26 protein-coding genes and 1 riboswitch are annotated in these 26,551 nt (G+C 67.5%); of the genes, 17 read left to right on the forward strand and 9 right to left on the reverse strand.

Going from position 1 to position 26,551, the window contains the following annotated elements; translation table 11 throughout:
* The first annotated feature begins 9 nt into the window (after positions 1–9).
* From AC1DRO_RS11355 to AC1DRO_RS11375, 5 genes are all read left to right on the forward strand, one after another.
* A complete protein-coding gene (locus AC1DRO_RS11355; protein ID WP_476950873.1) occupies positions 10–2,100 on the forward strand; it encodes a glycosyltransferase in 2,091 nt (696 codons plus the stop codon).
* An 11-nt stretch (positions 2,101–2,111) separates the two neighbouring features.
* Positions 2,112–3,998 carry a hypothetical protein gene (locus AC1DRO_RS11360; RefSeq protein ID WP_476950874.1) on the forward strand — a complete coding sequence of 629 codons (1,887 nt, stop codon included), beginning with the start codon at positions 2,112–2,114 and terminating at the stop codon, positions 3,996–3,998.
* A complete protein-coding gene (locus tag AC1DRO_RS11365; RefSeq protein WP_476950875.1) occupies positions 3,988–4,365 on the forward strand; it encodes a hypothetical protein in 378 nt (125 codons plus the stop codon). Before AC1DRO_RS11360 ends, AC1DRO_RS11365 begins: the two co-directional genes overlap by 11 nt.
* 26 nt (positions 4,366–4,391) lie before the next feature.
* Entirely contained in the window at positions 4,392–4,541 is a 150-nt protein-coding gene (locus tag AC1DRO_RS11370; RefSeq protein WP_476950876.1) for a hypothetical protein, read from the forward strand.
* 71 nt (positions 4,542–4,612) lie between these two features.
* Entirely contained in the window at positions 4,613–5,350 is a 738-nt protein-coding gene (locus tag AC1DRO_RS11375; protein WP_476950877.1) for a hypothetical protein, read from the forward strand.
* A gap of 29 nt (positions 5,351–5,379) precedes the next feature.
* On the opposite strand, the gene AC1DRO_RS11380 is transcribed toward AC1DRO_RS11375, so the two are convergent.
* A complete protein-coding gene (locus AC1DRO_RS11380) occupies positions 5,380–5,982 on the reverse strand; it encodes a phosphoribosylanthranilate isomerase (RefSeq protein WP_476950878.1) in 603 nt (200 codons plus the stop codon).
* A gap of 155 nt (positions 5,983–6,137) precedes the next feature.
* On the opposite strand from AC1DRO_RS11380, the gene AC1DRO_RS11385 reads away from it, so the two are divergent.
* On the forward strand, positions 6,138–6,800 hold the full coding sequence (locus AC1DRO_RS11385) for a HutD/Ves family protein (protein ID WP_476950879.1): 663 nt from the start codon (positions 6,138–6,140) through the stop codon (positions 6,798–6,800).
* Between the two features lie 10 nt (positions 6,801–6,810).
* On the opposite strand, the gene AC1DRO_RS11390 is transcribed toward AC1DRO_RS11385, so the two are convergent.
* The 4 genes from AC1DRO_RS11390 to AC1DRO_RS11405 all read right to left on the reverse strand — a co-directional run bounded on the left by AC1DRO_RS11390 (position 6,811) and on the right by AC1DRO_RS11405 (position 10,987).
* Positions 6,811–7,623 (reverse strand): ABC transporter permease, encoded by an 813-nt coding sequence (locus tag AC1DRO_RS11390; protein WP_243180628.1) that lies wholly within the window; start codon positions 7,621–7,623, stop codon positions 6,811–6,813.
* A 13-nt stretch (positions 7,624–7,636) separates the two neighbouring features.
* Positions 7,637–8,566: an ABC transporter permease gene (locus AC1DRO_RS11395; RefSeq protein ID WP_223917155.1), complete on the reverse strand. Its 930-nt coding sequence runs from the start codon at positions 8,564–8,566 to the stop codon at positions 7,637–7,639.
* A 68-nt stretch (positions 8,567–8,634) separates the two neighbouring features.
* Positions 8,635–9,822 (reverse strand): ABC transporter substrate-binding protein, encoded by a 1,188-nt coding sequence (locus tag AC1DRO_RS11400; protein ID WP_043434485.1) that lies wholly within the window; start codon positions 9,820–9,822, stop codon positions 8,635–8,637.
* A gap of 88 nt (positions 9,823–9,910) precedes the next feature.
* Complete coding sequence (locus AC1DRO_RS11405; protein ID WP_476950880.1) at positions 9,911–10,987, reverse strand: ABC transporter ATP-binding protein; 1,077 nt, start codon at positions 10,985–10,987, stop codon at positions 9,911–9,913.
* A gap of 240 nt (positions 10,988–11,227) precedes the next feature.
* Here AC1DRO_RS11405 and AC1DRO_RS11410 point away from each other — a divergent pair, with 240 nt between their 5' ends.
* The 6 genes from AC1DRO_RS11410 (at position 11,228) to AC1DRO_RS11435 (ending at position 15,483) form a co-directional block, all read left to right on the forward strand.
* The gene (locus AC1DRO_RS11410; protein WP_476950881.1) at positions 11,228–11,965 is read left to right on the forward strand and encodes a FadR/GntR family transcriptional regulator; all 738 of its coding nucleotides are present in this window, start codon (positions 11,228–11,230) and stop codon (positions 11,963–11,965) included.
* An 80-nt stretch (positions 11,966–12,045) separates the two neighbouring features.
* A complete protein-coding gene (locus AC1DRO_RS11415; RefSeq protein ID WP_476950882.1) occupies positions 12,046–12,807 on the forward strand; it encodes a cache domain-containing protein in 762 nt (253 codons plus the stop codon).
* 23 nt (positions 12,808–12,830) lie between these two features.
* Positions 12,831–12,895, forward strand: a riboswitch (guanidine-III (ykkC-III) riboswitch).
* Positions 12,896–12,904: 9 nt separating this feature from the next.
* Complete coding sequence (locus tag AC1DRO_RS11420) at positions 12,905–13,228, forward strand: DMT family transporter (protein ID WP_476950883.1); 324 nt, start codon at positions 12,905–12,907, stop codon at positions 13,226–13,228.
* Between the two features lie 2 nt (positions 13,229–13,230).
* Positions 13,231–13,623 (forward strand): DMT family transporter, encoded by a 393-nt coding sequence (locus tag AC1DRO_RS11425; protein ID WP_476950906.1) that lies wholly within the window; start codon positions 13,231–13,233, stop codon positions 13,621–13,623.
* A gap of 177 nt (positions 13,624–13,800) precedes the next feature.
* Positions 13,801–14,811, forward strand: a complete 1,011-nt coding sequence (locus tag AC1DRO_RS11430; RefSeq protein ID WP_476950884.1) for an aldo/keto reductase — start codon at positions 13,801–13,803, stop codon at positions 14,809–14,811.
* A gap of 21 nt (positions 14,812–14,832) precedes the next feature.
* Positions 14,833–15,483 carry an MBL fold metallo-hydrolase gene (locus tag AC1DRO_RS11435; RefSeq protein ID WP_476950885.1) on the forward strand — a complete coding sequence of 217 codons (651 nt, stop codon included), beginning with the start codon at positions 14,833–14,835 and terminating at the stop codon, positions 15,481–15,483.
* 142 nt (positions 15,484–15,625) lie between these two features.
* Here AC1DRO_RS11435 and AC1DRO_RS11440 read toward each other — a convergent pair whose 3' ends face one another.
* Together AC1DRO_RS11440 and AC1DRO_RS11445 are read right to left on the reverse strand one after the other, a co-directional pair.
* Positions 15,626–17,548 (reverse strand): DEAD/DEAH box helicase, encoded by a 1,923-nt coding sequence (locus AC1DRO_RS11440; RefSeq protein ID WP_476950886.1) that lies wholly within the window; start codon positions 17,546–17,548, stop codon positions 15,626–15,628.
* A 344-nt stretch (positions 17,549–17,892) separates the two neighbouring features.
* A complete protein-coding gene (locus tag AC1DRO_RS11445) occupies positions 17,893–18,210 on the reverse strand; it encodes a hypothetical protein (protein WP_476950887.1) in 318 nt (105 codons plus the stop codon).
* A 215-nt stretch (positions 18,211–18,425) separates the two neighbouring features.
* Between AC1DRO_RS11445 and AC1DRO_RS11450 the strand changes: the two genes are divergently transcribed.
* From AC1DRO_RS11450 to cycA, 4 genes are all read left to right on the forward strand, one after another.
* The gene (locus tag AC1DRO_RS11450) at positions 18,426–19,451 is read left to right on the forward strand and encodes a class I SAM-dependent methyltransferase (protein ID WP_476950888.1); all 1,026 of its coding nucleotides are present in this window, start codon (positions 18,426–18,428) and stop codon (positions 19,449–19,451) included.
* Positions 19,448–20,140 (forward strand): SAM-dependent methyltransferase, encoded by a 693-nt coding sequence (locus AC1DRO_RS11455; RefSeq protein ID WP_476950889.1) that lies wholly within the window; start codon positions 19,448–19,450, stop codon positions 20,138–20,140. The genes AC1DRO_RS11450 and AC1DRO_RS11455 overlap by 4 nt, the downstream gene beginning before the upstream one ends.
* Positions 20,141–20,172: 32 nt before the next feature.
* Positions 20,173–20,304 (forward strand): hypothetical protein, encoded by a 132-nt coding sequence (locus tag AC1DRO_RS11460; RefSeq protein WP_476950890.1) that lies wholly within the window; start codon positions 20,173–20,175, stop codon positions 20,302–20,304.
* A 512-nt stretch (positions 20,305–20,816) separates the two neighbouring features.
* Positions 20,817–22,331, forward strand: a complete 1,515-nt coding sequence (gene cycA / locus AC1DRO_RS11465) for a D-serine/D-alanine/glycine transporter (RefSeq protein ID WP_028275441.1) — start codon at positions 20,817–20,819, stop codon at positions 22,329–22,331.
* Between the two features lie 146 nt (positions 22,332–22,477).
* On the opposite strand, the gene AC1DRO_RS11470 is transcribed toward cycA, so the two are convergent.
* Entirely contained in the window at positions 22,478–23,929 is a 1,452-nt protein-coding gene (locus tag AC1DRO_RS11470; protein ID WP_476950891.1) for an MFS transporter, read from the reverse strand.
* A 90-nt stretch (positions 23,930–24,019) separates the two neighbouring features.
* Positions 24,020–25,051, reverse strand: a complete 1,032-nt coding sequence (locus AC1DRO_RS11475) for an Lrp/AsnC family transcriptional regulator (RefSeq protein WP_476950907.1) — start codon at positions 25,049–25,051, stop codon at positions 24,020–24,022.
* A 211-nt stretch (positions 25,052–25,262) separates the two neighbouring features.
* Between AC1DRO_RS11475 and AC1DRO_RS11480 the strand changes: the two genes are divergently transcribed.
* Entirely contained in the window at positions 25,263–26,531 is a 1,269-nt protein-coding gene (locus tag AC1DRO_RS11480; RefSeq protein ID WP_476950892.1) for a M20 metallopeptidase family protein, read from the forward strand.
* Positions 26,532–26,551: the final 20 nt, after the last annotated feature.

The following is a 26,551-nucleotide window of genomic DNA, read 5'->3' on the forward strand; positions in this document are numbered from 1 at the left end:
CGAGGCCACGTGAGCGATCTGAAGGTGTCGGTTGTCGTTCCGGCGCGCAATGCCGCAGCCTGGCTGGGCGAGTGTTTGGAGTCGATCCGCAGCCAACACCCGTACGAAATGATCGTGGTCGATGGCTGCTCGACGGATGACACTGCCGAAATCGCCCGCGACTGCGGCGCAACTGTCATCTCCGATGAGGGACGCGGCCTGCCTGCCGCACGGATGCTCGGCGCCCGGAGCGCCACCGGTGAAGTAGTGGCACTGATCGACGCTGACGTCGTCCTTCCGTCGAACAGTCTGCCCCGGCTGCTGACCGAATTCGAGGCCGGTGGTTATGACGGCCTGCAATTCGGGCTGGCCAGTGAAGCCGATGGCCCCGGTTACTGGGGTGCTGCGTTGGCCTGGCACCATAATCACAGCCGGGTGCGCAAGTGGTTTGGCGTCAGCGCCACGCTGATGCGCCGCGACGTACTGCTAGATGTCGGGTTCGACGACGACTTCCGCTCCGGCGAAGATGTGGAACTGAGGATCCGTCTGGAGCAGGCAGGGTACCGGCTCGGCGTCTCCGATTCCGTTGTGGTCAGGCACCGGTTCGACGATACGTTCGACTACGCCCGCGACCAGTGGCTCCAGGATGGGGCCGGGATGGCCCGGACCGTCCGCAAGCACACAGGCCGCGCCGGCTGGCTGGTGATGCTGCCCTTCCTGGCCACTGTGCGGGGCGTGGGCCTGTCTCTGGTCCGCGCACCCCGCTTCCTGCCGTACTGGATGGGCTTTCTGCTCTACAACTATCGCGCCATGGCCGGCGAGCTCCTGCGGCCGGCACACAAACAAATCTCGGTCGGCGGGAACGCGGCCTGGCTGGCCGCCGCGAGGATCGCCCCCATGGTGACGGGCTTCCTGTTCTGGGCACTCGCGGCCCTCGTGCTCCCGCCGGAGCAAATAGGTCTTGGGTCCGCGGTGGTCGCAGCTGCGCTCCTGACCGTGCAGCTGGGGATGCTCGGCGTCGGGCCCGCCACGCTGACACTGCTGCCCGCGGAAACTGACGGCGGCCGGCGCCTCATCGCCACCGGCCTGCTTACCGTGGCAACGTGTTCCGTACTGGGCGCGGGCCTGCTGGTTGCCGTCACCTCGTGGCTCGGCACGGGCGTGGGCGACGCCTGGGCCGACCCCCTGGTCACCGTTCTTTTCCTGGCCACGGCGCTGCTCGCCGCCAGCGCCTACCAGCTCGACCACGTGGGCGTAGCCCAGGAACGGGCCGACCGCACGCTGGTCAGAAGCCTCGCACAGTCCCTCGTGCAGCTCCTCTTCCTGGCTGCCGTGTTGGCCGTTGGACTCCGTGACCTTGCGGTGATTGTGGGCGCCGTTGCCGCCGGCGCCTTGGCCAGCGTCCTCGTAGGGCTGCGCCAGCTGGCCCGGGCCCACGTGTCCCCCGACTGGAAGCATGGCGTCCGGCTTCGTCCGGCCCTAAATCTCCTGAAGCCGGGGCTTCCCAACCACGCCCTCACGCTCGCCGACCGCGCGCCCGGCTACCTGCTCCCGCTCATCGTTGCAGCTACCCTGGGCCCGGCGCCGACTGCCGCTTGGTACGTGGTGTGGATGATGGCCTCCGCGGTGTTCTTCGTGCCGCAGTCCGCCGGGTTTACCCTGCAAACGGCACTCGCGGGAACGCGGGCGCGGCCGGGCCTCCTCGCCTCCGCGTTGCGCGCCAGCTTCCTGCTGACGCTCGTGGCAGGGCTGATACTGATGCTGGCCGGCCCCTTGGTTCTGGGCTTCCTCGGGCCGCAGTACGCGTCCGCGTGGGTCCTCATCCCTGTACTCGTCCCGGCACTCCTCCTGAGTTGCGTGACACAGGTCTACTACGGGCTGTGCCGGGCCCAAGGGCGGCTTTTCGAATCTACTATCGTCGCCACTTTAGCTGCCGTCCTGGTCGTGGCACCCGCCGCGGCCGTGGCCCAGCAATATGGCCTCACCGGAGTCTCCGTCCTCTGGGCCGTCGCCCAAGCAACAGCTTCGTTGATTGCCGCTTGGCGGCTGTTCACCCTGACCCGAGTGAAACCCGCGGCCACCGCAAGCGAGATTCCTTCAGCGCGACACCAGCCGACCTGAATCGAGAGAAGATGACACACGAAACGGCAACTAGCCTCCCCGTGCACACCGGCCATCGGCATGACGCGCACGCCCATGCGCACGTCGGCGGTGTCAAACCGCCCACTCACCGCAACCTCGGGCTGACGCCGTCGTGGCACATCGGTGCCCTGGCCGCAGCGGCCGCGGCCGCACTCGCCCTCGGCGTCTGGAGCATGACCCAGGTCGATCCCCTTCTGATCGGCGGGGCCGGACTCATTGGCGTCCTCCCCCCGGCCTATTTCGTGGCGCTCGGGCTCAGCCTGGCCGCATTTGTCGGTTCGTTAAGCCTCCGCCGTTTGGTCCCGGTACTTTTGACGTGGCAGCTTCTGGTGACAGTAGTAATCCTCGCGGGAGCTGACCCCATCATCCATGGCCTGCCCCGACTCGAGGCCAGCTTCCGACATCTCGGCATTGCCGACACCATTGCCCAATCGGGCCAGCTAGATCCGACCCTGGACGCGTACTTTGACTGGCCCGGATTCTTCAGCATGCTGGGAATGTTCTCCGGAGCCACCGGGGTGAAGGACCTGTTTGGCATCGCAACTTGGGCGCCGATGGGGATCAACTTCCTCTTGCTCGCGCCGCTGCTGGCCTTGGCCCGGCGGTTGACGGCAAATCCGCGCCAGGCATGGGCGGCTGTCTGGATCTTCTACCTGGCCAGCTGGATTGGACAGGACTATCTGTCGCCGCAGGCGCATTCGTTCGTGCTCCTTCTCACCCTGGTCGCCTGCCTGCTTAGCGTCTTCGGCGGATGGGCCTGGCCCACGGAGCGCACCAGGTTCTCCCGGTGGCTTACCCGCAATGTCAGGAAGCTCGACAGCTCGGTGCCCGGTTACGGCGCCGTGGAACCGATCCCGACAGACACCGCGGTGCTTGTGGTGGTCTGCGGGCTGTTCCTGCTTGCAATGACGGCTTCACATCAGCTCAGCCCCTTCGCCGTGATCCCCATCTTGGCTGCGCTTCTGCTGACCGGTCATCTCCGGCTGCGCTTCTTGCCCGTCCTGGCCGTGGTCCTGCCGGTAGGCTGGCTGCTCTTTGCGGCCTCAACATTCTTGGCGGGGCACTTCGGCCAACTGATTGGCTCCATTGGTGACATTGGTGCGAACAGCGTCGGTGCGCTGAGCACCAGGGTCTCAGGCAGCGACGCCCATGTGCTGGTTGTCTACACGCGCATCGCCGAGGTCGCCCTAGTCTGGATTCTCGCCGTTGCCGGCGCCATAGTGGGCTACCGGCGGAAGGTACCGTGGTTGGCCGCCGCGGCCGCAGCGCTGGCGCCGCTGGTGCTGATTCCGCTCCAGCCATATGGCGGCGAGCTACTTCTGCGCTTGTACCTCTTCAGCCTTCCGTTTGCTGTCTGTCTGGCGGTGCTGCCACTGATGTCTGAGAGTAATTCCGGGCTGAACGTGCGCCGAGCCCTTGGGCTGCTGCTCATGGGTGCGGTACTGGCTACGGCCACGGTCGTATCCCGATACGGGAATGACGGGATGGAGAGCTTCAACAACGACGAAATCGCCTTAGTGAACCGCCTCTACTCGACTGCTCCCACCGGCGCCGTCCTCATTGAGGCAGTGCGCAACACCCCGTGGAGATATCAGCACTACGCGGACTATGACTACCGGGCGCTCCTTGCTGCCGAGCCCATTCCCAACGCCGCGCCGCTCAGCTGTGACGCGGCCAACCAGATCGCCCACAAAGCGGGCGCGTACCTCATCGTTACCGAAAGCCAGCGGGAGGCGGCCGAACTTCGCGGTTCGACTCCAGTCGGCGATCTTCAACGTTTTACCGCCACCTGCGCCACGAGTCCGGGCTGGACGAAAATCTATGAAAACGCAGGCGGCGTGATTTTCCACATCAAAGGAGTTAGCAATGGCAACTGAACGCAGCTACGTGAGCTATGCGACGGCAACCGTCGCCCTGGCAGCCATACCGCTCTCGTTTGTCGGCCCCGAGGGCCTGCGCCTGGCGGTGATCGGCCTGCTGATGCTGGCCGGCCCTGGAACGGCGCTGGTGCTGCTCCTCCGCTTCGCCCCCCCGCGTTCGGCCCATGCCGCTGGCGCGCTCCCCCTGAGCATTGCCATCGCAATTGCCTTCAGCCTCACGATGTCCACCCTCGTGGCGACGGCGATGATCTATGCGCGGTTGTGGTCACCGCCAGCGGGCGTATGCATCCTGTCGATCATGACCCTCGCTTTCCTGGGCGTTGAGCTCAAGAGGCCACAGCGGGCTCTGGTGCGTGCGAAATGATCATTTTCCTGACAGGACTGGCCACAATGACGGCACTCATGAGCTGCGATGTGCTCCGCGTGTTGCAGCCGGACAAGGCACTCCCGCGCGCCGTGGTGATAGCCACGGCGGCCCTGCTGGCCATAGTCGGCGTCGCGGCGGTCGTGCAGTTGGTGCATCTGGCGCAGCTGGTATGACAGAAGCCGGCCGTACGGTGCCCCGGCACGAACTCACATTAACAAGTCGAACCAACACGGAAAGTAATTCAATGAGAAAACTTAGAACACTCAGCATGGTGGGGACGCTCGGAATCCTCGTAGCCGGGTCCCTTGTCTTCGGTTCCGCCCCGGCAGCTACGGCCGCAACGGACCCAGTCTGCGGTACCATCCCGACAAATTCCTATCCGGGCACCGCTGTAGTCGCCACCAGTTTCGAGAAGGGCGGGTTTTGCACCCTCGTCCCCCAGGTGGCCGGCACCGGCACCGCAACGATATCCAGCTCACGGCCCCATACCGGGACGAATGCAGCCAAGCTGCACGTGACCACGGATTCCGGCTCGCTCGCAAACCTCTCCTCCCCGGCTTTTTCCTCGGGGACCAAGACCTCGTACGCAGACGGCTGGTTCAATATCACCGTTGCCGGCGTTTCCGGCAATGACGTCCCGTACTTCCGTTTCTTCTCCGGCTCCACCCGAGTCGCGGACATCTACCGCTACAACAGCAACGGGCAGCTGTGGCTCCGGGTCACGTCACCGAGTGGCACCTTTGTCTACACGAAGCTGGTCTCCAGCAGCATCTCTCTGAGCGCCTGGCACCATGTGTCCATGCGGGTGACCGCCAACGGCAATTCGTCAACAATCCAGGTATGGTTCGACGGCGTGCAGCGCTACAGCAGCTCGAGCGTCCAAATGCTCGGGAGCAGCCTGAGCAAAGTACAGCTCGGGGCCGAGCACAACCGGCAAAAGGGCGACGAATACATCGATGACGTCGTCATCAAACGCTCCTAGCCTTCAGATGGTCCGCGGGCGGCCCAGCCTCATCCAGGCGCCTTGGCCGCCCGCACGAAATCCCCGATCTTGGCCAAGTCCTTGATGCCGCGCGCCGACTCGACGCCGGAGGACACATCGACACCCCACGCCCCGGCCTCCGCCGCTGCCCGGGCCACGTTGGCAGGATCGAGACCGCCGGCCAGCAGCCACTTGCGTCCGGTCAGGGCCTTGGCCCGGACCGAGCCGTAGTCCCAGGCCTCGCCTGAGCCTGGCACGGCGGCGTCGATCAGGAGCAAATCCTCGCCCCAGTCGCTGAAGGCCTCCGGCGCGGCGGCCATGGTGACGGCCCTGATCAGTTTCATCCCGGCGTCGTGCACTGTCCGGACGTCGGCGGGTGAGCGGTCCCCGTGGAGCTGGATCCAGACCAGGGCCGCCTCACGGGCGACGGCGACGGCGTCGGCGGCCGGTTCGTGCCGGAACACCCCCACCGCGGGCACCCCGTCCGGGACGTGGACGAGGAGGTTCCGGACCTGTTCCGGCGTGACCTCCCGGGGGCTGCGGGTCAGGACGAAGCCGACGGCGTCCGCGCCGGCGCCGGCCGCGACGCGGACCGCATCCGGGGTGCTCAGGCCGCACACTTTGACAAACATTCGGGCTCCTTCTGGGCGCTTCCTGCCTCCGACGTTAGCAAGGCCGGGCCCCCGCCGCCGACTTTGCGTCGGCACGGACGTGCGCAGCCCCCGGCGGCGTCCCGGCCGCGTCGGCGCAGGCGCCGCCCCCGGAAACGGGCCGATAGGCTGAGGCCATGGAGATCATCCGGTATGCCGAGCTCAAAGCCCACCCCTGGCGCAACGGCGGCGGGGTGACGCGCGAAGTGGCGCGCCACCCACGGACCACGTCCATGCAGACCGCCCTGCAGACCGGCCCGCGAGATACAGGGCAGGACAACGCCTGGGACTGGCGCGTCAGCATTGCCGAAGTCTCCAAGGCGGGCCCCTTCTCCGCCTACACCGGGATGGACCGTGTACTGACAGTGATTGACGGCGACTTGCTGCTGCTGAGCGTGGACGGGGCCGAGCACCCGCTGGAGAAGTACCGGCCGTTCCGGTTCTCCGGCGACGCGGACTCGGCGGGGGCACTGCCCACCGGCGACATCCGGGATCTGAACGTCATCACCCGCAACGGCGCCTTCAAGGGCTACACCTCGATCATCGAGCTGTCCAAGAAACGTGCCCATCCGGTGTTCGCAGGCCAAATCGGCATCCTCCTGCAGGGGCAGGGAACCGTCAGCCCCGGGACTGCCGGCAGCCTTCCCACCGGGCCGGCCGCCGTCGCCCCCGCGCCGGAGCGCGTCGAGCTGAACCGTTACGACGCCGTCGTCGGCGCCGATACCGCGACGCCGGAAATCCTGGGCCGCGGATTCCTGGCTGTCATCTCGATCGACCCTGCGGAACCGGGCACCGTATAGCGCTGTCCGCCTACACCCGGGCGCCGCTGACACGCACCGAGTCCCCGGACAGCCGCTGCGCGAGCCAGATCGGGACGATCGAGACCACGATCAGCACGACCGCCACGACATTGACCACGGGCGCCTGGTTCGGACGGAAGAGGTTTTGCAGGATCCAGATCGGCAGCGTGGTCTCGCCGGCCCCGATCGTGAACGTGGTAACGATGATCTCGTCGAAGCTCAGCGCGAAGGCCAGCAGGCCGCCGGCCAGCAGGGCGGAGCGGAGCTGGGGGAAGGTCACCAGGCCGAACGTGGTGAAGACACCGGCGCCGAGGTCGGCAGAGGCTTCCTCGAGGCCGGCGCTGGTGCGGCGGAGCCGTGCAATGGCGTTATTGAACACCGTCACCATGCAGAACGTGGCGTGGGCGATCACCACCGTCCACAGGCTCAGCGGGACGCCCAGGATAGTGGTGAACATGTTGTTCAGCGCGATGCCCGTGACAACCCCGGGCAACGCGATGGGCAGGATGACCAGGAGGTTGATGACGTCACGGCCGAAGAACTCATAGCGCTGCAATGAGATCGCCAGCAGCGTCCCCAGCACCAGCGAAATGATGGTCGATACGACTGCCACCCACAGGGAGGACACGACGGCGTCCCTGACGCCGGGCGAGTCAAAGGCCTTGCCCCACCATTCCAGCGTGAAGCCCTTGGGCGGCCAGCCGAAAGTCCGGTCTGCGTTGAACGAGTTCACCACCACCAGCAGCAGCGGTGTGTAGATGAACAAAAACACCAGCGCCGTGACAATGCCCAGGACCACCTTGGCGCTACGGGAAAGTCTCATGATGCTCCTCGCACTACAGGCTGTTCAGGGCGCCGGTGCGGCGGACGACGAAAAGGTAGAACATGATGATGGCGATCGGCACGAGCGATACCGCGGCGGCGAAAGGCAGGTTGTTGGCCGCTCCGACGTTGGCGTAAATCACGGTGCCCAGCATCTGGGTGGTCCCGCCGACGATCTGCGCAGTGATGTAGTCGCCCAGGGACAGGGAGAACGTGAAGATCGTGCCCGCGATGATGGAGGGGACCAGCAGCGGAAGCATGACCAGGCGCATGGTGGTGAGCGGCTTCGCGCCCAGGTCCCCGGAGGCCTCCAGCAGGGAGTCGGGCACCCGGTCAAAGCCCGCGTAGATCGGCAGGATCATGTACGGCAGCCAGATGTAGGACAGGGTCAGGATGACGGCGGTTTCGCCGTAGCCCGGCGAGGACAGTCCGATCGGGGTCCCCAGCCACTCCAGCAGCCCACCCTCGGACAGGACATTCCGCCAGGCGTAGGCCTTGACCAGGTAGCTTGCCCACAGCGGCATCAGCACGGCCACCACGAGCAGTTTCTCCCAGCGGGCGGGAGCGACCTTGGCGATGAAGAACGCGATGGGCAGTGCCAGGATCATGTCAATCACGGTGACCGCCACGGCGATCCACAATGTCCGCAGGGTGATCCGCTGATACACCGGATCGGTCAGGACCGTGACGATGTTTTCCGTGGTCCAGACCGTGGACACCTCCCCGGTGAAGGTGTCCACGGTCCAGAACGCGGTGATAAGCAGTGCCGCCAAAGCGGCGATGTACACCAGCACCAGCCAGCCAGCCGGGGCGGTGAGCAGGGCCGCCAGCCTCAGCCGGGGCGAGCGGTGCAGCAACGCCGAGAAGGCGTTGGTTTTCGCCCGTGGCACGGCCCCGGCATCACCGGGCGCCCCGGGCGGCAGCTGTTGCGTATGAAGTGCCATCTCGCCTTAATCTCTGCCGGCCCCCGGGGCCGGCTCGTTATTGCGGGTTTGGTGCGGCAGAGCCGGAATCAGCCCTTGATTTCTGTCCAGGCCTTGGTCCATTCCGAGTAGTCGGTGCACTTGACGTCCTTGCGGCCATCGAGGCACTCGGCCACTGGTGTGGTCCAGAACCAGATCTTGTCGGCGTAGGCCGCATCACCTGAGTGGTACGTCTGGCAGTGGTTGGGATCCTTGGTCAGCTCGCAGGCTTTCGCGTTGGCCGGCGATTCGCCAAAGTATTCCGCCACCTGGGCGTTCGCTTTGGGGCTGGCGATGTAGTCGAGCCACTTGTAGGCGCAGTTCGGGTTCTTGGTCTTGGAGCCGATCATCCAGGTGTCCGACCAGCCGGTGGCGCCCTCGTCCGGGACGAGGGTTGCGACCTTGGCGCCGTCTGCCGTCGCGATGTTGGCCCCCACCTGCCAGGTGGTGCCGACCACGGTGCTCCCGGACGTAAAGGCCTGGACCTCCTTGACGACGTCGCTCCAGTACTCGCCGATGTGCGTGCGCTGCTGCTTGAGCAGGTCAACGGCCGCGGTCAGCTGGTCCTTGTCGAGGGCATAGGGGTTCTTGATGCCGAGGTCCGGCTTATGGGCCATGAGGTACATGGCGGCATCGGCGATGTAGATGGGCGAGTCGTAGGCCGTGACCTTGCCGGTGTTCTTGGCGGCGTCGTCAAACACCGCGCTCCAGGAGGCGGGCGCCGGGGTGACCTTGTCCGTGGAGTACATCAGCAGGTTGGCGCCCCAGCCGTGGGGCATTCCGTAGTTGACGCCGTTGACGGTGTTCCAGGCTTTGTCCTTCAGGAACGGGTAGATGTCCGGGTAGTTCTTCAGCAGGCTCATGTTGACCGGTTGCACGTCCTGGCCGGCGATCAGGCGCAGCGATGCATCCCCGGAGGCCGAGATGACGTCGTACTGCCCCGTGCGCATGAGCGTCACGGCCTCGTCCGAGGTGCCGAACGGCTTGAAGCTGACCTTGCACTGGGTTTCCTGTTCGAACGGATGCACCCAGTCGACGGCCGGGTCGTTGCTGCCATCCTCGACGTAGCCGGGCCATCCGAGGATGGACACCTGGCCTTCACCGGTGCCGATCTCGGTCTTGACCGGCTGCGCCGACTGTGCAGAACCCGATCCGCCGCTGGTTCCGCAGGCCGACAGCGCGAGGGCTGCGGCTGCAACCACCCCGACTACGAGGGAGGCCTTAGTTCCTGGTGCCATGATCCGTACCTTTCGCTGTGGAGAAAAACTCTGGACTGGAACGCTGCGCCGCGGCACGGACGGCAACCCCGCCCGGCATGGCCCGGCGTCAGGTAGTGCGGGGGACCGGAAGCCAAACGACGGCGTCGTCGTCCCAGCTGACTGTGACGGGCCCGTTCACCAGATCGGTGTCGCTGCCGGGCAGCTCTTCCGGAACGAGCGCGACGACGGCGGGTCCGCCGTCGAGCTGCACCCGCACCTGGGTGGCGTGCCCGACGTATACGAACGACGTCACTGTCCCGGGCCGGGAGGTGGTGCCGGAACGGCGCTCCGGTTCGCCGGTCCAGGCGACGCGCAGCCGCTCGGGACGGATGCACAGCGGCTCCGGCCGGCCATAGATGGCCTGGGCCTGGCCGGCGTCGAAAATGTTGGAGGTGCCGACGAAGTTGGCCACGAAGATGCCGCCCGGGCGCTCGTAGATTTCGTGCGCGGTGCCGATCTGTTCGATGCCGCCGTTGTTGAACACGCCGATCCTGTCGCTCATGGTCAGGGCCTCCTCCTGGTCGTGGGTGACGAAGATGAAGGTGATACCCAGCGAGCGCTGCAGTTCCTTGAGTTCGACCTGCATCTGCTGCCGGAGCTTGAGGTCCAGGGCACCGAGCGGCTCGTCCAGGAGGAGGACCTTGGGCTCGACCACCAGCGCCCGGGCCAGGGCAACGCGCTGCCGCTGGCCGCCGGAGAGCTGGGCGGGTTTGCGGCCGAGGAACTTCCCGAGCTGGACGGTGTCCAAGGCTTCCCTGGCCCGCTCCCGCCGCTGGTTCCCGGGCATGCCGCGCACCCGCAGCCCATAGGCGACGTTGTCCACCAGGGACATGTGCGGGAACAGCGCGTAGTCCTGAAATACGGTGTTGACGTCCCGCTGGAAGGGCGCCATGGCCGTGACGTCCTTGCCCTCGAGTTCGATAGTTCCGGACGTCGGCAGCTCGAAGCCGGCGATCAGGCGCAGGACCGTCGTCTTGCCGGAGCCGGACGGGCCAAGCATGGAGAAGAATTCCCCGTGGCGGATGTCCAGGTCCACGCCATTTACCGCGACGGTGTCCCCGAAGACCTTGGTGAGCTTACGCAGACGGATCGCCGGAACCTCTTCGTTTCCGGTCGAGGTGCCGGCGGCCAGTGTTTCGGTCATGGGGTGCGCCTTACTCCGTTGCCGGATCGTCCACAGGAACCACGCAGCCGAATGTGATCCAGTCCACACTGGGCTGCTGGGCCAAATGCTATTACTCCATAGGTTTTGTGTATAGACCCTCCGGCAAAGCCCGGATTAGGATGTCATCAGCCCGGGCGGCGCGCGGCGGCACCGCGGAAGCCGCAGGGATGCACGGCCGGGGCGGGGCGGATACCGCCGGAGGGAAGGGAGGCCCGAAGGGTGTTGTCGCCCACGGGCGCCTCCCGGAGCCTGGCGGCGGTGTTCACGCCGATCAAATCACGCGGGCTTGTGGATGAAGTGTGCGGCCGGATCGAACAGGCCGTGGAGACCGGGCTGCTCACCAGCGGCCAGCGGCTGCCGAACGAAACCGAGCTGGCCGCGGCCCTCGGAGTGTCCGCGGTAACGGCCCGGGAGGCCCTCTCCCAGTTGCGTGCCTCGGGAATCATCCGGACCGCGCGCGGCCGCAGCGGCGGAAGCTTCATCGCCGACGACGTGCTGCCCTCCCGGGAACGGGCCCTGGCGCAACTGCATGAGCTGAGCCGGCTGCAGATCAGGGACCTCGCGCTGCATTACCAGGCGATCGCCGCGGCCTGCGCGGGCGTGGCGGCCCGCCGCTCCGACGCCGCCGACATCGCCACGCTGCGCTCGTTCATCCCCGCAGCGGACGATGACTCGCTGAGCTGGCGTCTGGCCCTCTCGGAGTTCCTGCTGGAAGTCGCGGCCATTGCCCGCTCGGCCCGGCTTGCCCGCGAGCTCATCCGGCTGCAGGCAGATCTCGGCACCCTCACGCTGCTGCCCTGCGCCGACACCGGCTACCGCGGACGCACCGCCGTGATCCTCGGGGACGTGGCAGCCGCCATCGAGACCCACGATCCCGGGGCCGCCGAAACGGGGGTCAAGGCCCTCATCTCCGCCACCACCGACTGGCTGCTGACCGAGCAGGCCAAAAGCTATTGACCGCACCCGCATTCCGGAGCCACGATCGTGGCCAACTTTTGCCCGCAAATGTCCGGCACCTTCGAGCTAAGGCAGCACCGATGTCCGAAACCACCTCCACCACAGGCCCCACCACAGCGTCCATGGCAGCGCCGGCCGAACCCGGCGCTGTTGGGAAGGCGGCCCGGCTGGCCGCAGCCGAACTCGACGCCACCATCGCCGGCATCGAGCACCGCCTGACGGAGTGGGCCGCTGATACCGGGGCCGCGCTGGCCGCCATGTCCGGCAAAGTCACGGGCACGGCCGTGGACAAGCTCATCCGTCCGGTGGTCGAGGAACTGGTGCAGCTGCCCGGCGGCTACGCGGCCGGCGCGGGGTTCATCGCCAACGCCGGGCTGCTCGGGCCCGAGCGCAGCTATATCGCCTGGTGGCAGGGCCCGGATCTGGAGCACGTCGACGCGCTGGCCAACTTCAGTCCCAACTCCATCAGCCGCTACGTCAAGGCCGAATGGTTCCGGATCCCCGTGGAAACAGGACGGGCCCACGTCACCGGGCCTTACGTGGATTTCCTCTGCACCGACGAGTACGTCCTGACCTTCACGCACCCGGTGTTTACCCGCCCGGACGGCCCGGTCGCGGGAATCGTGGGCATCGACGTGACAGTTCAGCGCCTGGAACGCGGAGCCATGGCGGCGCTGCGGCGGATCGGCGGCCGGGCCACCCTGGCCAATGCCGACGGCCGGGCCATCGTGTCGGCGGCGTCCGATATCGACGCCGGCGACCTGACCGCGCCGAACGAGCCGTGCGCGCAGTACCCCGTGGGGCGCACGTTCATTCTCTGCAGCGACGCCGTCGGGCTCTGATGCCGATTTGCTAAACTTGGAGGCCAAGGCCCTCTTCCAGGCCTCCGGACGACGGTTCAGTACCCGGCACGCGACAAGACTGGCCACAGGAGCTGTCATGTCGTGGCTAATACTCATTCTTTCCGGGGCGCTGGAGGCCGTTTGGGCCGCCGCCCTGCACCGGACCGCCCAGGCCAGGGGCCGCCGCCGGCTTGTCCCGGCCCTCGTCTTCCTCGTTTCCGTCCTCGCCAGCACCGGCGGGCTCGCCGTCGCCATGCAGTCCATCCCAACCGGAACGGCCTACGCCGTGTGGGTGGGGGTCGGCGTCATCCTGACGTCCGGCTACGCGATAGCCGCCAAAGTTGAGCGCCCGACCGCGGCACGGATCCTGCTTCTTGGCGGGATTGCCGCGAGCGTCGCCGGGCTGAAGCTGGTGGCGTGACCATGGTGAAACCCGCTGCAATGTCATGGATGATCCTGCTCGCTTCCGCTGTGCTGGAGGCAGTCTGGGCCACGGCACTGGGCCTGTCCGACGGGTTCTCCCGCCCGTTGCCGACCCTCGTGTTCGCCGTGACGGCCACCCTCAGCATGGTGGGGCTCGGCTTGGCCGTGAAGCGTATTCCGCTCGGCACCGCCTACGCCATCTGGGTGGGGATCGGCGCCGCACTGACGGTCGGCTGGGCGATGGCCACCGGCGTCGAACCGGCCAGTCCGCTCAAGCTGCTGTTCATCGCCGGGATCGTCGGCTGCGCGGCGGGCCTGAAGCTCCTGCCGGCAAAGGAACCGGCACAAAGCGCTGTCCGGCCGGCCTCCCCCGCGGAAATTCCCCACGTTTAGGGCAGTACGACGGCGTGTCCGCTGCGGCGCGCCGTCGTGCCGGCCGTGCAACAGTCAAAGGTGGGGAGAATCGTCTGCCCGGCCGATAACAGGGGCCGGAATAGCCGCGCGCATCCTGGGGTTCTTGGCAGGGACGGAAGTCCTACGGAACTATTCAGTGCGCGAATGGAGACCAAGATGACGGCAGCAACAGTCCGGCTCGGCGACGGCCTTATGGTCAGCCCCCTGGGGCTCGGCGGCATGGCCCTGACCCCTGTCTACGGCGAGGTGGACCCGGCCGAGGCCCTGCGGACCCTGCATCACGCGGTGGACGCCGGCGTCAGCTTCATCGACACGGCGGACATTTACGGCGGCGGCAGCAACGAGGAGCTGATCGCGCGGCTGCTCAACGAACGCCGCGGCGAAGTCCAGCTGGCCACCAAGTTCGGCCTCGTGGGCACACCGTCGGCCGGTTACACGGACATCCGCGGCGACGCCGCCTACGTGCGGCAGGCCGTGGACCGCAGCCTGCAACGGCTGGGCACCGACACCATTGACCTGTATTACCTGCACCGCCGTGACCTCCGCGTTCCGATAGTGGAAACCGTGGAGGCCATGGCGGGGCTGGTACAGGCCGGCAAGGTGCGGCATCTGGGCCTGTCAGAGGTGACGGCCGAGGAGCTGCGCGACGCCAGCCGCGTCCATCCGATCGCCGCGGTCCAGAGCGAATGGTCCATCTGGAGCCGCGACGTGGAACGCAACGTGGTGCCCGCCGCCGCCGAACTCGGGGTGGGATTTGTGCCGTATTCGCCGCTGGGCCGGGGATTCCTCACCGGCACCGTGGACGCCTCGACGCTGGGCAGCAACGACTTCCGCCGCAACATCCCGCGGTTCGCCGCGGATGCTGCCAGCGCCAACCAGGGCGTGGTGGCGGCCGTGCAGGCGGTCGCTGCGGAACTGAGCGTTGCCGGGCAGGCTGCAACTCCTGCCCAGGTGGCGCTGGCCTGGCTGCTTGCGCGGGGCCGCCAGCTGGGACTGCCCGTGGTCCCCATTCCCGGCACCCGCAAGGCGGACCGGATCGACGAAAACCTGGGTGCCCTGGCCCTCGACTTCACCGCAGCGCAACTGAGGACGCTCGAGTCCGCCGCGGACGCCGTCGTCGGTTCCCGCGCCGCGGACCCCAACTGGGTGTCCCAAGGCCGTGAATAGCGGCTCCGTAGACTGAAGCCCATGGACTCGCTCATTCACTCTTTACGTGACATCACCATCCGCCGGATTTCGGTCGGCGAGATGGACAACAATGTTTACCTGCTCACGGCCAAGGCCTCCGGCGCGCAGCTCCTGATCGATGCGGCCGATGATCTGGCCGCCATCCAGGGGCTGCTCGCGGACGCCGCCGCGGATACTTCCGCGACGCCGAAGCTGGCGCTGGTTGCCACCACCCACCAGCACTGGGACCATGTCCGGGCGCTACGGGGCCTGGTTGAAGCCACCGGTGTGAAAACGGCGGCCGGGACAGAGGATGCCCCGGAGCTGCCGGTGCCGGTCGATGTACTGCTGGATCACGGGGACGTCGGCAACTTCGACGGCTTCGACGTGACGGCTGTGCATCTGCGCGGCCACACACCGGGTTCGATCGCCCTTGTGTACCAGGACCCCGAGGGCCCGGCCCACATCTTTTCCGGCGACTCGCTGTTCCCCGGCGGGGTAGGCAACACACAGAAGGATCCGGCGCGCTTTGCCCAGCTGATCACCGATGTGAGCGAGCGGCTGTTCGAGGTGTATCCGGATGACACCGTGGTGCACCCGGGACACGGCCAGCCCACCACCCTCGGCGCGGAACGGCCGCACCTGGAAGAGTGGCGCGCCCGCGGCTGGTAGGGCCTGAAACCTCATCGAGTGCTCCAGAACTGCCGTTATGAACCCTCTAAACGGCAGTTACGGAGCACTCGATGGTGGTTAGCTGGGGCCACGACCGCCGGGTTCCCTGACCGAGCTTGCGAGGTTAGGGAGCGGTTGGGGATTAGCGGCTGCGGCGTTCGTTCGAGGCCGGAGCCGACGCGCGGCGGGGGCCGGAGCCGCGGGCCGGACGTCCTTCACCGGAACGGCCATTGCCGCCGCCGGCGTAGGATCCGCCCGAGGTGCCACCTGTGTTGGAAGACCAGACAGCAGCGCTGCCACCGGATTTGCTGCCAGCGGACTTGGCGCCGGCAGCTGCACGCTGGCCGGTTGCCGGGCGTCCGCTGCGCTGGCCGCCGGTCGAAGCGCCGGCGCGGGGAGCGCCACCTGTGCGGGGTGCGCCACCGGAGCGGGGTGCTCCGCTGCGGGGAGCCGAAGCGCCCCGGGCGTCGCTGCGTCCCTCGGCGGCGCGTCCGTCCGAACCACGGCCGGCCGCGGCACGACCGCCGGCTGCCGGAACATCGTTGTGGTGCGCGTAGGCGGTGGTGCGGCCGCGGCCACGCGCATTCCGGCGCTCGGCGCGCTCGGCCTCGGCGCGGTCCTCGTTCTTCTCCGCAACGCGCTCGGCAGCGTTGCGGGCAGCAGCCTGGCCTTCATAGGCTACGGCGCGGCGCTCGGCGCGCGGCAGATCGGTGCGGGGAGCCTCGGCTCCGACGCGTCCGCGTCCGCCACGGCCACCACGGCCACCCGCAGTGGGTGCAGCCTGCGTGGTGCGGCGGGCGCGCTTGCGCTCGGCGTTGGCACCGGTGGAGCTACCGCCGCCGTGCTGTGCGGCCTTGGCGGCCAGCAGCGCGGCGCGGGTGCGCGGATCGATCTTGTCGGCCATTTCGCCGACCAGTTCAGCAACCAGCGGGGAGTTGGCGGTGACGCGCTCGAAGTTGACGTCGACGCCGGCAGCCTTCATCAGCTTCTTGACGTCGGACTGCTGCTCGGGCAGGGTCAGCGTGACCACGGTGCCGTCGGAACCGGCGCGGGCCGTACGGCCTGAGCGGTGCAGGTACGCCTTGTGCTCCGTGGGCGGATCCACGTGGATGACCAGTTCGACGTCGTCGACGTGGACGCCGCGTGCCGCGACGTCGGTGGCCACCAGGACGCGGACATCGCCGGAGGAGAACTCGGCCAGGTTGCGGTCACGGGCGTTCTGCGAGAGGTTGCCGTGCAGATCGACGGCGGGGATGCCGGCGTCGGTCAGGGTCTTGGCCAGCTTGCGGGCGTGGTGCTTGGTGCGCATGAAGAGCACGCGGCGGCCGGCGCCGGAGGCGAGCTCGACGATCAGCTGCTTCTTGACGGTCTGGTCGTTGACCACCAGCACGTGGTGTTCCATGGTGGTCACCGCGGCCTGCGGGTCGTCCACGGAGTGGGTCAGCGGGTTGGACAGGTAGCGCTGGACAATCTTGTCCACGCCGTTGTCCAGGGTGGCGGAGAACAGCAGGCGCTGGCCCTGGGTGGGGGTCATGTCCATGAGCTTCTTGACCACCGGGAGGAAGCCAAGGTCGGCCATGTGGTCGGCCTCGTCCAGGACGGTGATCTCGACTGCTTCGAGGGTCAGGATGCGCTGGCGGATCAGGTCTTCCAGGCGGCCCGGGCAGGCGATGACGATGTCGACGCCGGCGCGCAGGGCCTTTTCCTGGCGGGCCTGGGAGATGCCGCCGTAGATCACGGTGGTGGTCAGGCCCATGGCCTTGGCCATCGGCTCGATGGTCGCGTTGATCTGCGTGGCCAGCTCGCGGGTGGGAGCCAGGACCAGGCCCATCGGGCGGCCGGGCTTGCGGAAGTGCTTGGCTTCGCGCTCTGCGAGTCGTGCCACCAGCGGGATGGCGAATGCGATGGTCTTGCCGGAGCCGGTGCGGCCGCGGCCCAGGACGTCGCGTCCGGACAGGGTGTCGGGAAGGGTCTTGACCTGGATCGGGAAGGGCTCCACGATCCCCTGTGCGGTCAGGGTGTCGGCAAGTGCTTTGGGCGTGCCGAGGGCAGCAAATGTAGTCATGTGTTTCAAAGTCTTTCAGGCGGTATCCGTGCGGATATCGGCCCCCGATGCCGGTTGGCTCAAGGGTTCGCCGAAGAAAAGTCAGGTGATCAACCGGGCTGTTGCCAAACTTCAGCAAGCGGCCGCCGGGACCAAATGGAACGCGTTCATCGACGCAGGATGTGCCTCTCACATGAAAAAATCCCACTGCCTGCGTGCGGATTCCCGAAGGAATCCGGCAGGGATCCGGCTGATGGACCGAAGCCGGTCAACCAAATCAAGAGTGGGCATCACTGCACATCAAGTTTTAGTAGTCTACCACCCAGGATGCCCGGGTCCCGTATCCGTGACGGCCGGCCCGGCCCCTAGCCCGCCATGCTGGGGGCTTGGAACAGCGGCATGTGGGACGACTGGGCCGATGCATGAGCGGATGAGTTAACGGCCGCCCGTGACGGCGTTTTGGCCGGTCCCGGCCCGGCCGGCCGCAGGATCACGAGCGCCTCGGCGTCGATGAGGCGGCGGGTCCCCGTCCGGGCATCCAGGATCCAGAACAGGTCCACGCCTGTGACGGTCTGGGTCACCAGGCCCCGGTGGAAGAGCTTCCCGTTGTGCCACGCCTCGATCTCGTCCCCCACGTTCAACTCGGCCGAGCTGCGGATCTGCCGTGCTTCGTCAACGTCCATGGTCATTGCCCTTCCCCAGCGTTCAATGTCTTGTGCCCAGCATTCATGACGCAGGTTTCAGAATGGTTTCCGGAGCGTGATTTCCACGTGTCCGTCCGCGTGCGCGGCGCCCGGACGGAAGCCCGGACGGTGTATTGACCGCCGTTACGTCCGGGAGGACCATGGTGGGCGGGAAGGGCCCCGCGACGGGCGGGCCGTGAGGGGAGTCGGACGCAATGCCGCGAATAGTCTCCGCTGGCCTGTTTCGGGTCATCCAGCTGGCGTTGTTTCCCTTGAGTGCGGCCGGCTACATCACGTCCGTCCCCGGGATGCTTGCCTACAGCCGGCGCACCGGCACGTCGGCCACGCTGCTCGCATCCCTCTACACGCGCTGGATGCAGCACCGTCTGGGGACACGGCCGGATGTCCCCGCGGCCCGGCTCATGGCCGTTCTGCCGAACGTGTCCGCGACTGGCATCCAGATGGAGACCGCTCCCACGCTCGCCGCCCACCTGATCACGGGCTACGTGCCCAGGCTCTACCGCTATCCGTACCCGGGGCCGGCACCGATGCGCCACCAGCCGACAGCACGGACCAGCCTCTATGACGCGGCCGTTCAACGGCACCGCGGCGGCATCGACCAGCTCGTGATCCTCGGGGCGGGATTCGACACCCGGGCGTTCCGGCTGGCGCCCGGGGACCGGGTGCGCTGCTTTGAACTCGACCTGCCCCGGACCCAGGCTTTCAAACTCGCGATGCTCGAAAGAGCGGGCCTCTCCACGCGCCTGGCCACGTACGTACCCGCAGATTTCGAGACCGAGGACTGGATGGAGAAGCTGATCGCTGCCGGTTTCGACCCGAACCGGCCCGCACTGTTCCTCTGGGAAGCGGTGACCATGTACCTGGACCGCGCCTCCGTCGAGGCGACGCTGCGCAGGATCGCCGGCACCGCGCCGGGCAGCATCGTGGCCTTCGACTACTTTTCGAGGGAAACGATCACCTCGGGATCGCCCTACATGCGGTATGCGCGGGCTACCGCGAGGTTCGTCGGCGAGCCCCTGACCTTTGGGATCGACAACACTCCCCCGGCCAGGAAAAGCGCCGCGGACTTTGTCGGGGGCTTCGGACTGGTCCTTGAGGAGCACAGGAATTTCGGCAGGGAGACCCGACGGCGGTCCGCGCCGGGAGGGTTCGTCACCGCCGTCGTGCCTGAAAACAAACAGCGAAACACGGCGAACCGCCGTAATGAGGGGAAACCATGACAAGACGCAGCGACAGCCACGAGCATGACGCCGCCGAGCATGCGGCCCTCGAGGATGCGGCGCCCGGTTCCGCAGCCCGGATGTGGGATGAAAAGTACAGCAGCCGGTCCAGGATGTGGAGCGGGGAGCCGAATCCGCAACTCGTCGCCGAGGTGGCGGACCTTCCTGTCGGCGAGGCTCTGGACCTGGGGTGCGGCGAGGGCGCGGACGCGATGTGGCTTGCTGCCCGCGGTTGGAGCGTGACGGGCCTGGACGTTTCCGCCGTCGCCCTGGAGCGTGCGGCCGCCCACGCCCGGGAACGGGGCCAGGACGCCGCCATCGAGTGGGTGCAGCAGGATCTTGCCACCTGGGTCCCGGACCGGTTGTTCGACCTCGTCACGGCCCAGTTCCTGCATTCCACCCAGATGCCGTGGCAGCAGGCGTTGCAGCTCGCCGCGGCCGCGGTGCGGACCGGCGGGACGCTGCTGATCGTCGGCCATCACCCCGACGGACTGCCACCGTGGGGCGCGCACCATACTCCGGAGAAGTTCTTCACGGCCGAGGACCTTGCCCGGGAACTCCGGATCGAGGAGCCGCTGTGGCGTGCCGAGGTCCTGGACAGCCGGTGTCGCAGCGCCGTCGGGCCCGACGGCGAGGCAGTGTCCCTCACGGATGCCGTGCTGCGGGCCACGCGCCTGGCCGCCCAGTAGGCTGCCGGGCAATCGGTCGAGGGAGCATCACGGTGACTGGCAATGAGGACCTCAAGCGCGGTGGCCAACGTGAGCAGGCCCGGTCCAAGCTGCCGGAGGCCCGCGACCGCGTCAAGGACGCCGCCGCCGACATCGGGGCCGTCAGGGACGCCACTATAGGTTAAGGACGGCTTCGCCAAGGAGTAGCGGGCGCAACTGGACTGCCCAACTGGGCTGCGCCGCAGCTGAGCTCTGCAACGAACGGCGGCCCTCGGCGGCTCGCCGCTGCCGTCGCCGCGCAAAATATGACAAAAGACAGCGGACGACAACTGAAGCTAAGATGGTCGACAGCTGTCGAACCCGCCCATGGGCGGGCGATCCGCGCCAATGCGATTCGGAGCCCCCGCGGCGGGCGGGCGTGCCGGCGTCGCAATTTCCCCTAGGGCCCGGCGATAGATGCGGGTCCCGGACCGGTTCCCGCGCCTTCCGGGAGCCTCGTCCCGCCGGGAGCGCCGCGGCACCCCACCGACCAGCCGGACCACATACGCGGACCGCTCCGACAACAGGGACCACGAAATACCGGCCCTAACCTTGATCTACCCGCCAAAACTGTTACCTCCGTCACACTCTGACGGATCCGTGCGGCCCGCACTGCGGAACCCCCGCCGGCGACCGCCTGTGACAAGGAAGAAGCCTCATGTCTGAACGCACCACCACGGCCGCTCCGGCCACTGCAGAATCTGACATTGCCCAAACTGGAACAGCCGCCTCCGCCAACGGTGACTCCGGGAACCGCGAGCCGCACCTCGCCCGGGCCCTCGGCAACCGCCACATCCAGCTGCTCGCCATCGGCGGCGCGATTGGCACCGGCCTGTTCATGGGGTCCGGGAAGACCATCTCGCTCGCCGGGCCCTCCGTCATCTTCGTCTACATGATCATCGGCTTCATGCTGTTCTTCGTGATGCGTGCCATGGGCGAGATCCTGCTCTCCAATCTGAACTACAAGTCCTTCAGCGACTTCGCCGGTGACCTCCTGGGGCCGTGGGCCGGCTTCTTCACCGGCTGGTCCTACTGGTTCTTCTGGGTGGTCACCGGGGTGGCGGACATCGTCGCCATTTCCGGCTACGTGGACAAGCTCGCTCCCGGCACGCCCCTGTGGATCCCTGCGCTGCTCACGCCCGTGGTCTTGATCCTCCTGAACCTCCCCACCGTGAAGGCGTTCGGTGAAGCGGAGTTCTGGTTTGCCATCATCAAGGTGGTCGCCATCGTGGCCTTGATCGTCACCGGCGCGGTCATGATCGCCACCCACTTCACGTCCCCGAACGGCGCGGAAGCCAACCTCGCCAACATGTGGAACGACGGCGGCATGTTCCCGCACGGCATGTTCGGCTTCGTCCTCGGCTTCCAGATCGCCATCTTCGCTTTCGCCGGAATCGAACTGGTGGGCACCGCCGCCGCCGAAACTAAGGACCCGGAAAAGAACCTGCCGCGCGCCATCAACTCCATCCCGGTCCGCGTCCTCCTCTTCTACGTGGGCGCCCTGGTGGTCATCATGGCCGTCAATCCGTGGCGCACCATCGACCCCGCCAGCAGCCCGTTCATCGGCATGTTCACCCTCGCCGGGCTGGGGATCGCCGCGGTGGTCATCAACCTTGTGGTCCTGACCTCCGCCGCCTCCAGCGCCAACTCCGGAATCTACTCAACCTCCCGGATGGTCTACGGCCTCGCCCAGGACGGGAACGCGCCCAAAGCGTTCGGAAAGCTCAGCGTCCGCAAAGTCCCGCAGAACGCGCTGCTGTTCTCCTGCATCTTCCTGCTGGCCGGCCTGGTCCTGCTCTACTCCGGCGACTCCGTGATCGGCGCGTTCACGGTGGTCACGTCCGTGGCGTCCGTGCTGACCATGTTTGTGTGGTCCATGATCCTGGTCAGTTACATCGTCTTCCGCCGCCGCCGGCCGGCCCTGCACGAGGCGTCGTCCTTCAAGATGCCCGGCTCCGCCTTCATGCCGTACGTCGTGCTCGCGTTCTTCGTGTTCATGCTGGTGGCCCTGGGGCAGGCCGACGACACCCGGCTGGCACTCTTCGTGGCGCCCGTGTGGTTCCTGCTGCTGGGCGCTGCCTGGCACTTCAACCGCAAGTCCCCGCTGCAGCAGGCCCGGATTGTGGAATGGAAGGCCGTCCGCTCGCAGGAGGAAGCCCGCGCGTCTGCCTGATCCCCGCGCGGAAGCAACGGAGCGCTGAAACAAAGGGGCGCTGACGCGCAGGAGCCCCGGCCGGATCATCCGGCCGGGGCTCCTGTGCAGTGCTTGTTATGGTGCAGTGCTTGTTATGGTGCAGTGCGCGTCATGGTGCTGTGCCGTTACGCGCGTTTGGTGACGGCGGCCGGGACGACGGCGACGCGCGGCGCGACGGCCACGGCGGCGATCCCGATCACGGCCGTCAGCGCGAACACTCCGGCAAACGACGCCGACGGCGCCGCCGTCGCGAACGCTGCGAACACGATCCCGGTGCCGGCGAGGGCCAGGGCACCGCCGAGGGAATCCGAAATGGACATCGCCGAACTGTTGAAACCCTCGGTGTCCTTGGTGGAGAGCGCCAGGGTCATGACGCTCAGCCGCGGATACATCAGGCCCATGCCGCCCCCGGCGAAGATCCATCCCGCGATCGCGACCGCGGCCGGCCAGGCCAGCACCGTGGTCACGAGGGCCAGGACGACGGCGCCAAGGACCAGGGCCGATCCGATCCGCACCGCCCTCCGGTGCTCCAGCCGGGTCCCCAGCCGGCCCTGGATGGCCGACGCCGCCGCCCAGGCGATGGCGCCGCCGGTGAGCGTGAGGCCAGCAAACGTCGGGGCGAAGGCGTAGCGTTCCACGAGCAGGTACGGCAGGTAGACCTCGGCGCCGAAAAACGCCGCGGATGCCAGGCCGCGGGTAAGGATCACGCTCGGCAGGCCGCGCCGGGCGGTCAGCGTTCCCCGCGGCATGAGGGGACGGACGGCCAGGAGCGCGACGGCGACGGCGGCCGCCGCCAGCACCCCGCCGGCGACCGGTACCGCGGCGGACAGGTTCAGGCCCAGCACGGCGAGCGCTGCCAGTGCCGCCAGCGCCAACTTGGCAAGGCCTCCCGGCGGACGGCCGCGGGGGCCCGGCTCAGCGGCCGGGGAATCTCCGTCGGCGCCCGTGCTGCCGTTCAGGCCGCGCAGGGCCGGGGCCGTCAGGAGCAGGGCCGGCACCACGAGTCCGACCACGCCGAGAAAGACCCACTGCCAGCCGGCCAGCTGGGCCACGGCGCCGGCCGCGAACGGTCCCACGAGGGACGGGATGACCCAGGCCGCGGAGAAGGCGGCGAAAATTTTCGGATGCAGGACCGGCGGGTAGACCCGGGCAATCACCACGTACAGGGCCACGGTAAGCCCGCCGCCGCCGAGTCCCTGCACCAGCCGCCCGGACACGAGGACCGGCATGGTTCCGGCGGTACCGGCGATGAGCAGGCCGAGCACGAACATGCCCACTGCGGCCAGGAGCGGCGCCACCGGCCCCTTGCGGTCCGACCAGCTGCCCGCGGCCACCATCCCGATCACCCCGGTGGCGAGCGGCCCGGCGAAGGCCAAGGCGTAGAGTCCCGCACCGTCCAGTTCCCGGCTGACGAGCGGCATGATGGTGGTCACCGCCAGCGACTCGAAGGCGGCCAGGAACACCAGTGCGCAGGCGCCCAGGGTCACCAGCAGGTAGCTGCGGTGGAAGATGCCGGCCGATTCCGGGACGGCTTTCGGACGGGAATCCTGGTGAGGGGGCGGGTCGGTCTGGGGCACGTGCCACAGCTTACAACCGGACCCTCACAGCCCGCCCGCCTGTGGGCTTATCAGCTGGCCGGCGGGCTTATCAGCTGCCGGTCCGCCTCGTCAGTCCGCCTCGTCGAACCCCTGGGCAGGAACCACGACGGCGCCACTGGCCCTGGAGTCCGGGTTCAGCATCCAGCCCACACGCTTGACGGTGCTCAGCATGACGACGCTTTCCACGAGCTCGATCCCGGGCACTTTTTGCTGCAGCGCCACCTCGATGTTCATCACGTCCGCCAGGGACTGCAGCCACATGATGATCACGAAATTCGTGGGCCCCGTGGTGGAGGCGCTGAGCCGGACGTTCCGCATGGTCCTCAGTTCGGCGGCGGCTGCCTCGTGCCGCCCGGCCGGGACGTTGACGAACCATTGGCAGGTCACGGGGAAAGCGGAGAGTTTCTGGGCCACCTCGCACCGGAATGACAGGATGCCGCTGGCGAGCACACGGTTGAGCTGGCGCTGGACGGTGGCCGGGTGCCTGCCCAGGCCGCGGGCAATGTCTGCCGCCGTGGCCCGCCCGTCCCTGGCCAGGAACGGCAGGAGCGCCAGGTGGCTGTCCGGCAGCGCTTCCCGGGCGGCAGCCTGGGCAACCCCGGTGGCCTCGGGGCCGGCCAACGCCCGCACGGCGGCCTGCTGCGCGCGGCTCAACACGTTCAGCCGCCAGGAGCCGCCGCTCGCGTGCAGCCTGGTGCACAGGGCGGTCTGATATTTGAGGAGGCCGTCAATCTCCTTCAGCCGCGAGATGACTTTCAGGCTGAAATCGTCCAGGGAGGGCGTAATGACGGTCAGCATGAGGTCCCGATGGCTGGCTGCCTCCTCCACGGTGACGATTTCCGGCATCTCGGCGAGCCTGGCGGTGACTTCCTCGCGCCGGTGCATTTCGCAGTCCACGGCGACGAATGCCAGGCACATTTGCTGGGGGTCACCGATCAGGTGGGCGGTGATCCAGGACACGCCAGAGTCCAGCAGCCGCTCCCACCGGGCGGCCAGGGTGGTGGCGTGCACGCCCAGCACCTGGGCCGCATCCGCCCAGCTCAGTCGCGGGGCAATCTGCAGGACGTTGATCAGGGCGAGATCGTCCTCGCTGAGTTCCATCATTTTCCCCTTTATCCATGCACGAAACCTGCGGCAACAGTCTATTCGTGCATTTTTTCTGGCCTTCGGGCGGGTGTGAACTGTGTCACTTGAGAATAGACGCAGGACGTCCCCGCCGGACGTGAACCAAGGAACTTCGAAAAACAAGCCAGTCGCCAACCAGGCGATTTCCGACCAGCGACAAACGACAAACGACAAACAAGGAGAACACGTGCCGATCACCGCAGATGCCCGGGAAATGCAGACGGACCTTGCCCGGCTCCGCCACGAACTGCACCGGGAACCCGAGATTGGCCTGGCGCTGCCCCGCACCCAGGAGAAGGTGCTCAAGGCCTTGGACGGGCTTCCCTACGAGATCACCCTGGGCCAGGAGACGACGTCCGTCACCGCAGTACTGCGGGGCCAGGGGCCCGGGACCGAAGGGGGCTCCCGCCCGGCGGTGCTGCTGCGCGCTGACATGGACGGCCTGCCGGTGCAGGAGAAGACGGGCGTGGACTACACGTCCAGGATTGACGGCGCCATGCACGCCTGCGGCCACGACCTGCACACCTCCATGCTGGCAGGGGCCGCCACCCTCCTGGCCGAACGCCGGCGCCAGTTGACCGGCGACGTCGTCCTGATGTTCCAGCCCGGCGAGGAGGGCTTCGACGGCGCGAGCCACATGATTCGCGAAGGCGTGCTGGATGCCGCCGGCCGGCGTGTGGACGCCGCCTACGGCATGCACGTGTTTTCCGCCCTGGAACCGCACGGCACGTTCTGCACCAAGCCCGGCGTCATGCTGAGTTCCTCCGACGGCCTGGTGGTCACCGTGCTCGGCGCTGGCGGCCACGGGTCGGCCCCGCACTCGGCCAAGGACCCCGTCACGGCGGCCGCCGAGATGGTCACCGCCCTCCAGGTCATGATCACCCGCCAGTTCAACATGTTCGACCCCGTAGTCCTCTCCGTGGGGGTCCTCCAGGCCGGCACGAAGCGCAACATCATCCCGGAAACCGCACGCATCGAGGCCACCATCAGGACCTTCTCCGAGGAAGCCCGGCAGAAAATGATGGACGCCGTGCCGCGGCTGTTGAAGGGAATCGCGGCGGCGCACGGCCTGGACGTCGACGTCGACTACCAGCAGGAGTACCCGCTGACCATCACGGACGAGGACGCAACGCACACCGCGGAGAACGTCATTGCCGGCCTGTTCGGCGACTCCAGGCTCTCCCGCTGGGCCACCCCGCTGAGCGGCTCCGAAGACTTCTCGAGGGTTCTGGCCGAGGTCCCCGGCACGTTCATCGGGCTGAGCGCCGTCCCCCGGGACGCCGACCATGCCACCTCCGCGTTCAACCACTCCCCGTACGCCACGTTCGACGACGGCGTGCTGGCGGACGGCGCCGCACTCTACGCCGAGCTCGCCATCTCACGGCTTGCCGCACTCGCGGCCGCCGACGCACCTGCCGCGGCCAACACTGTTGCCGCCGCCTCCGCCCTTTCCTAACCCGCACCCCGAGGGAGAAG

This window comes from Arthrobacter sp. P4_F11, from assembly GCF_056401395.1.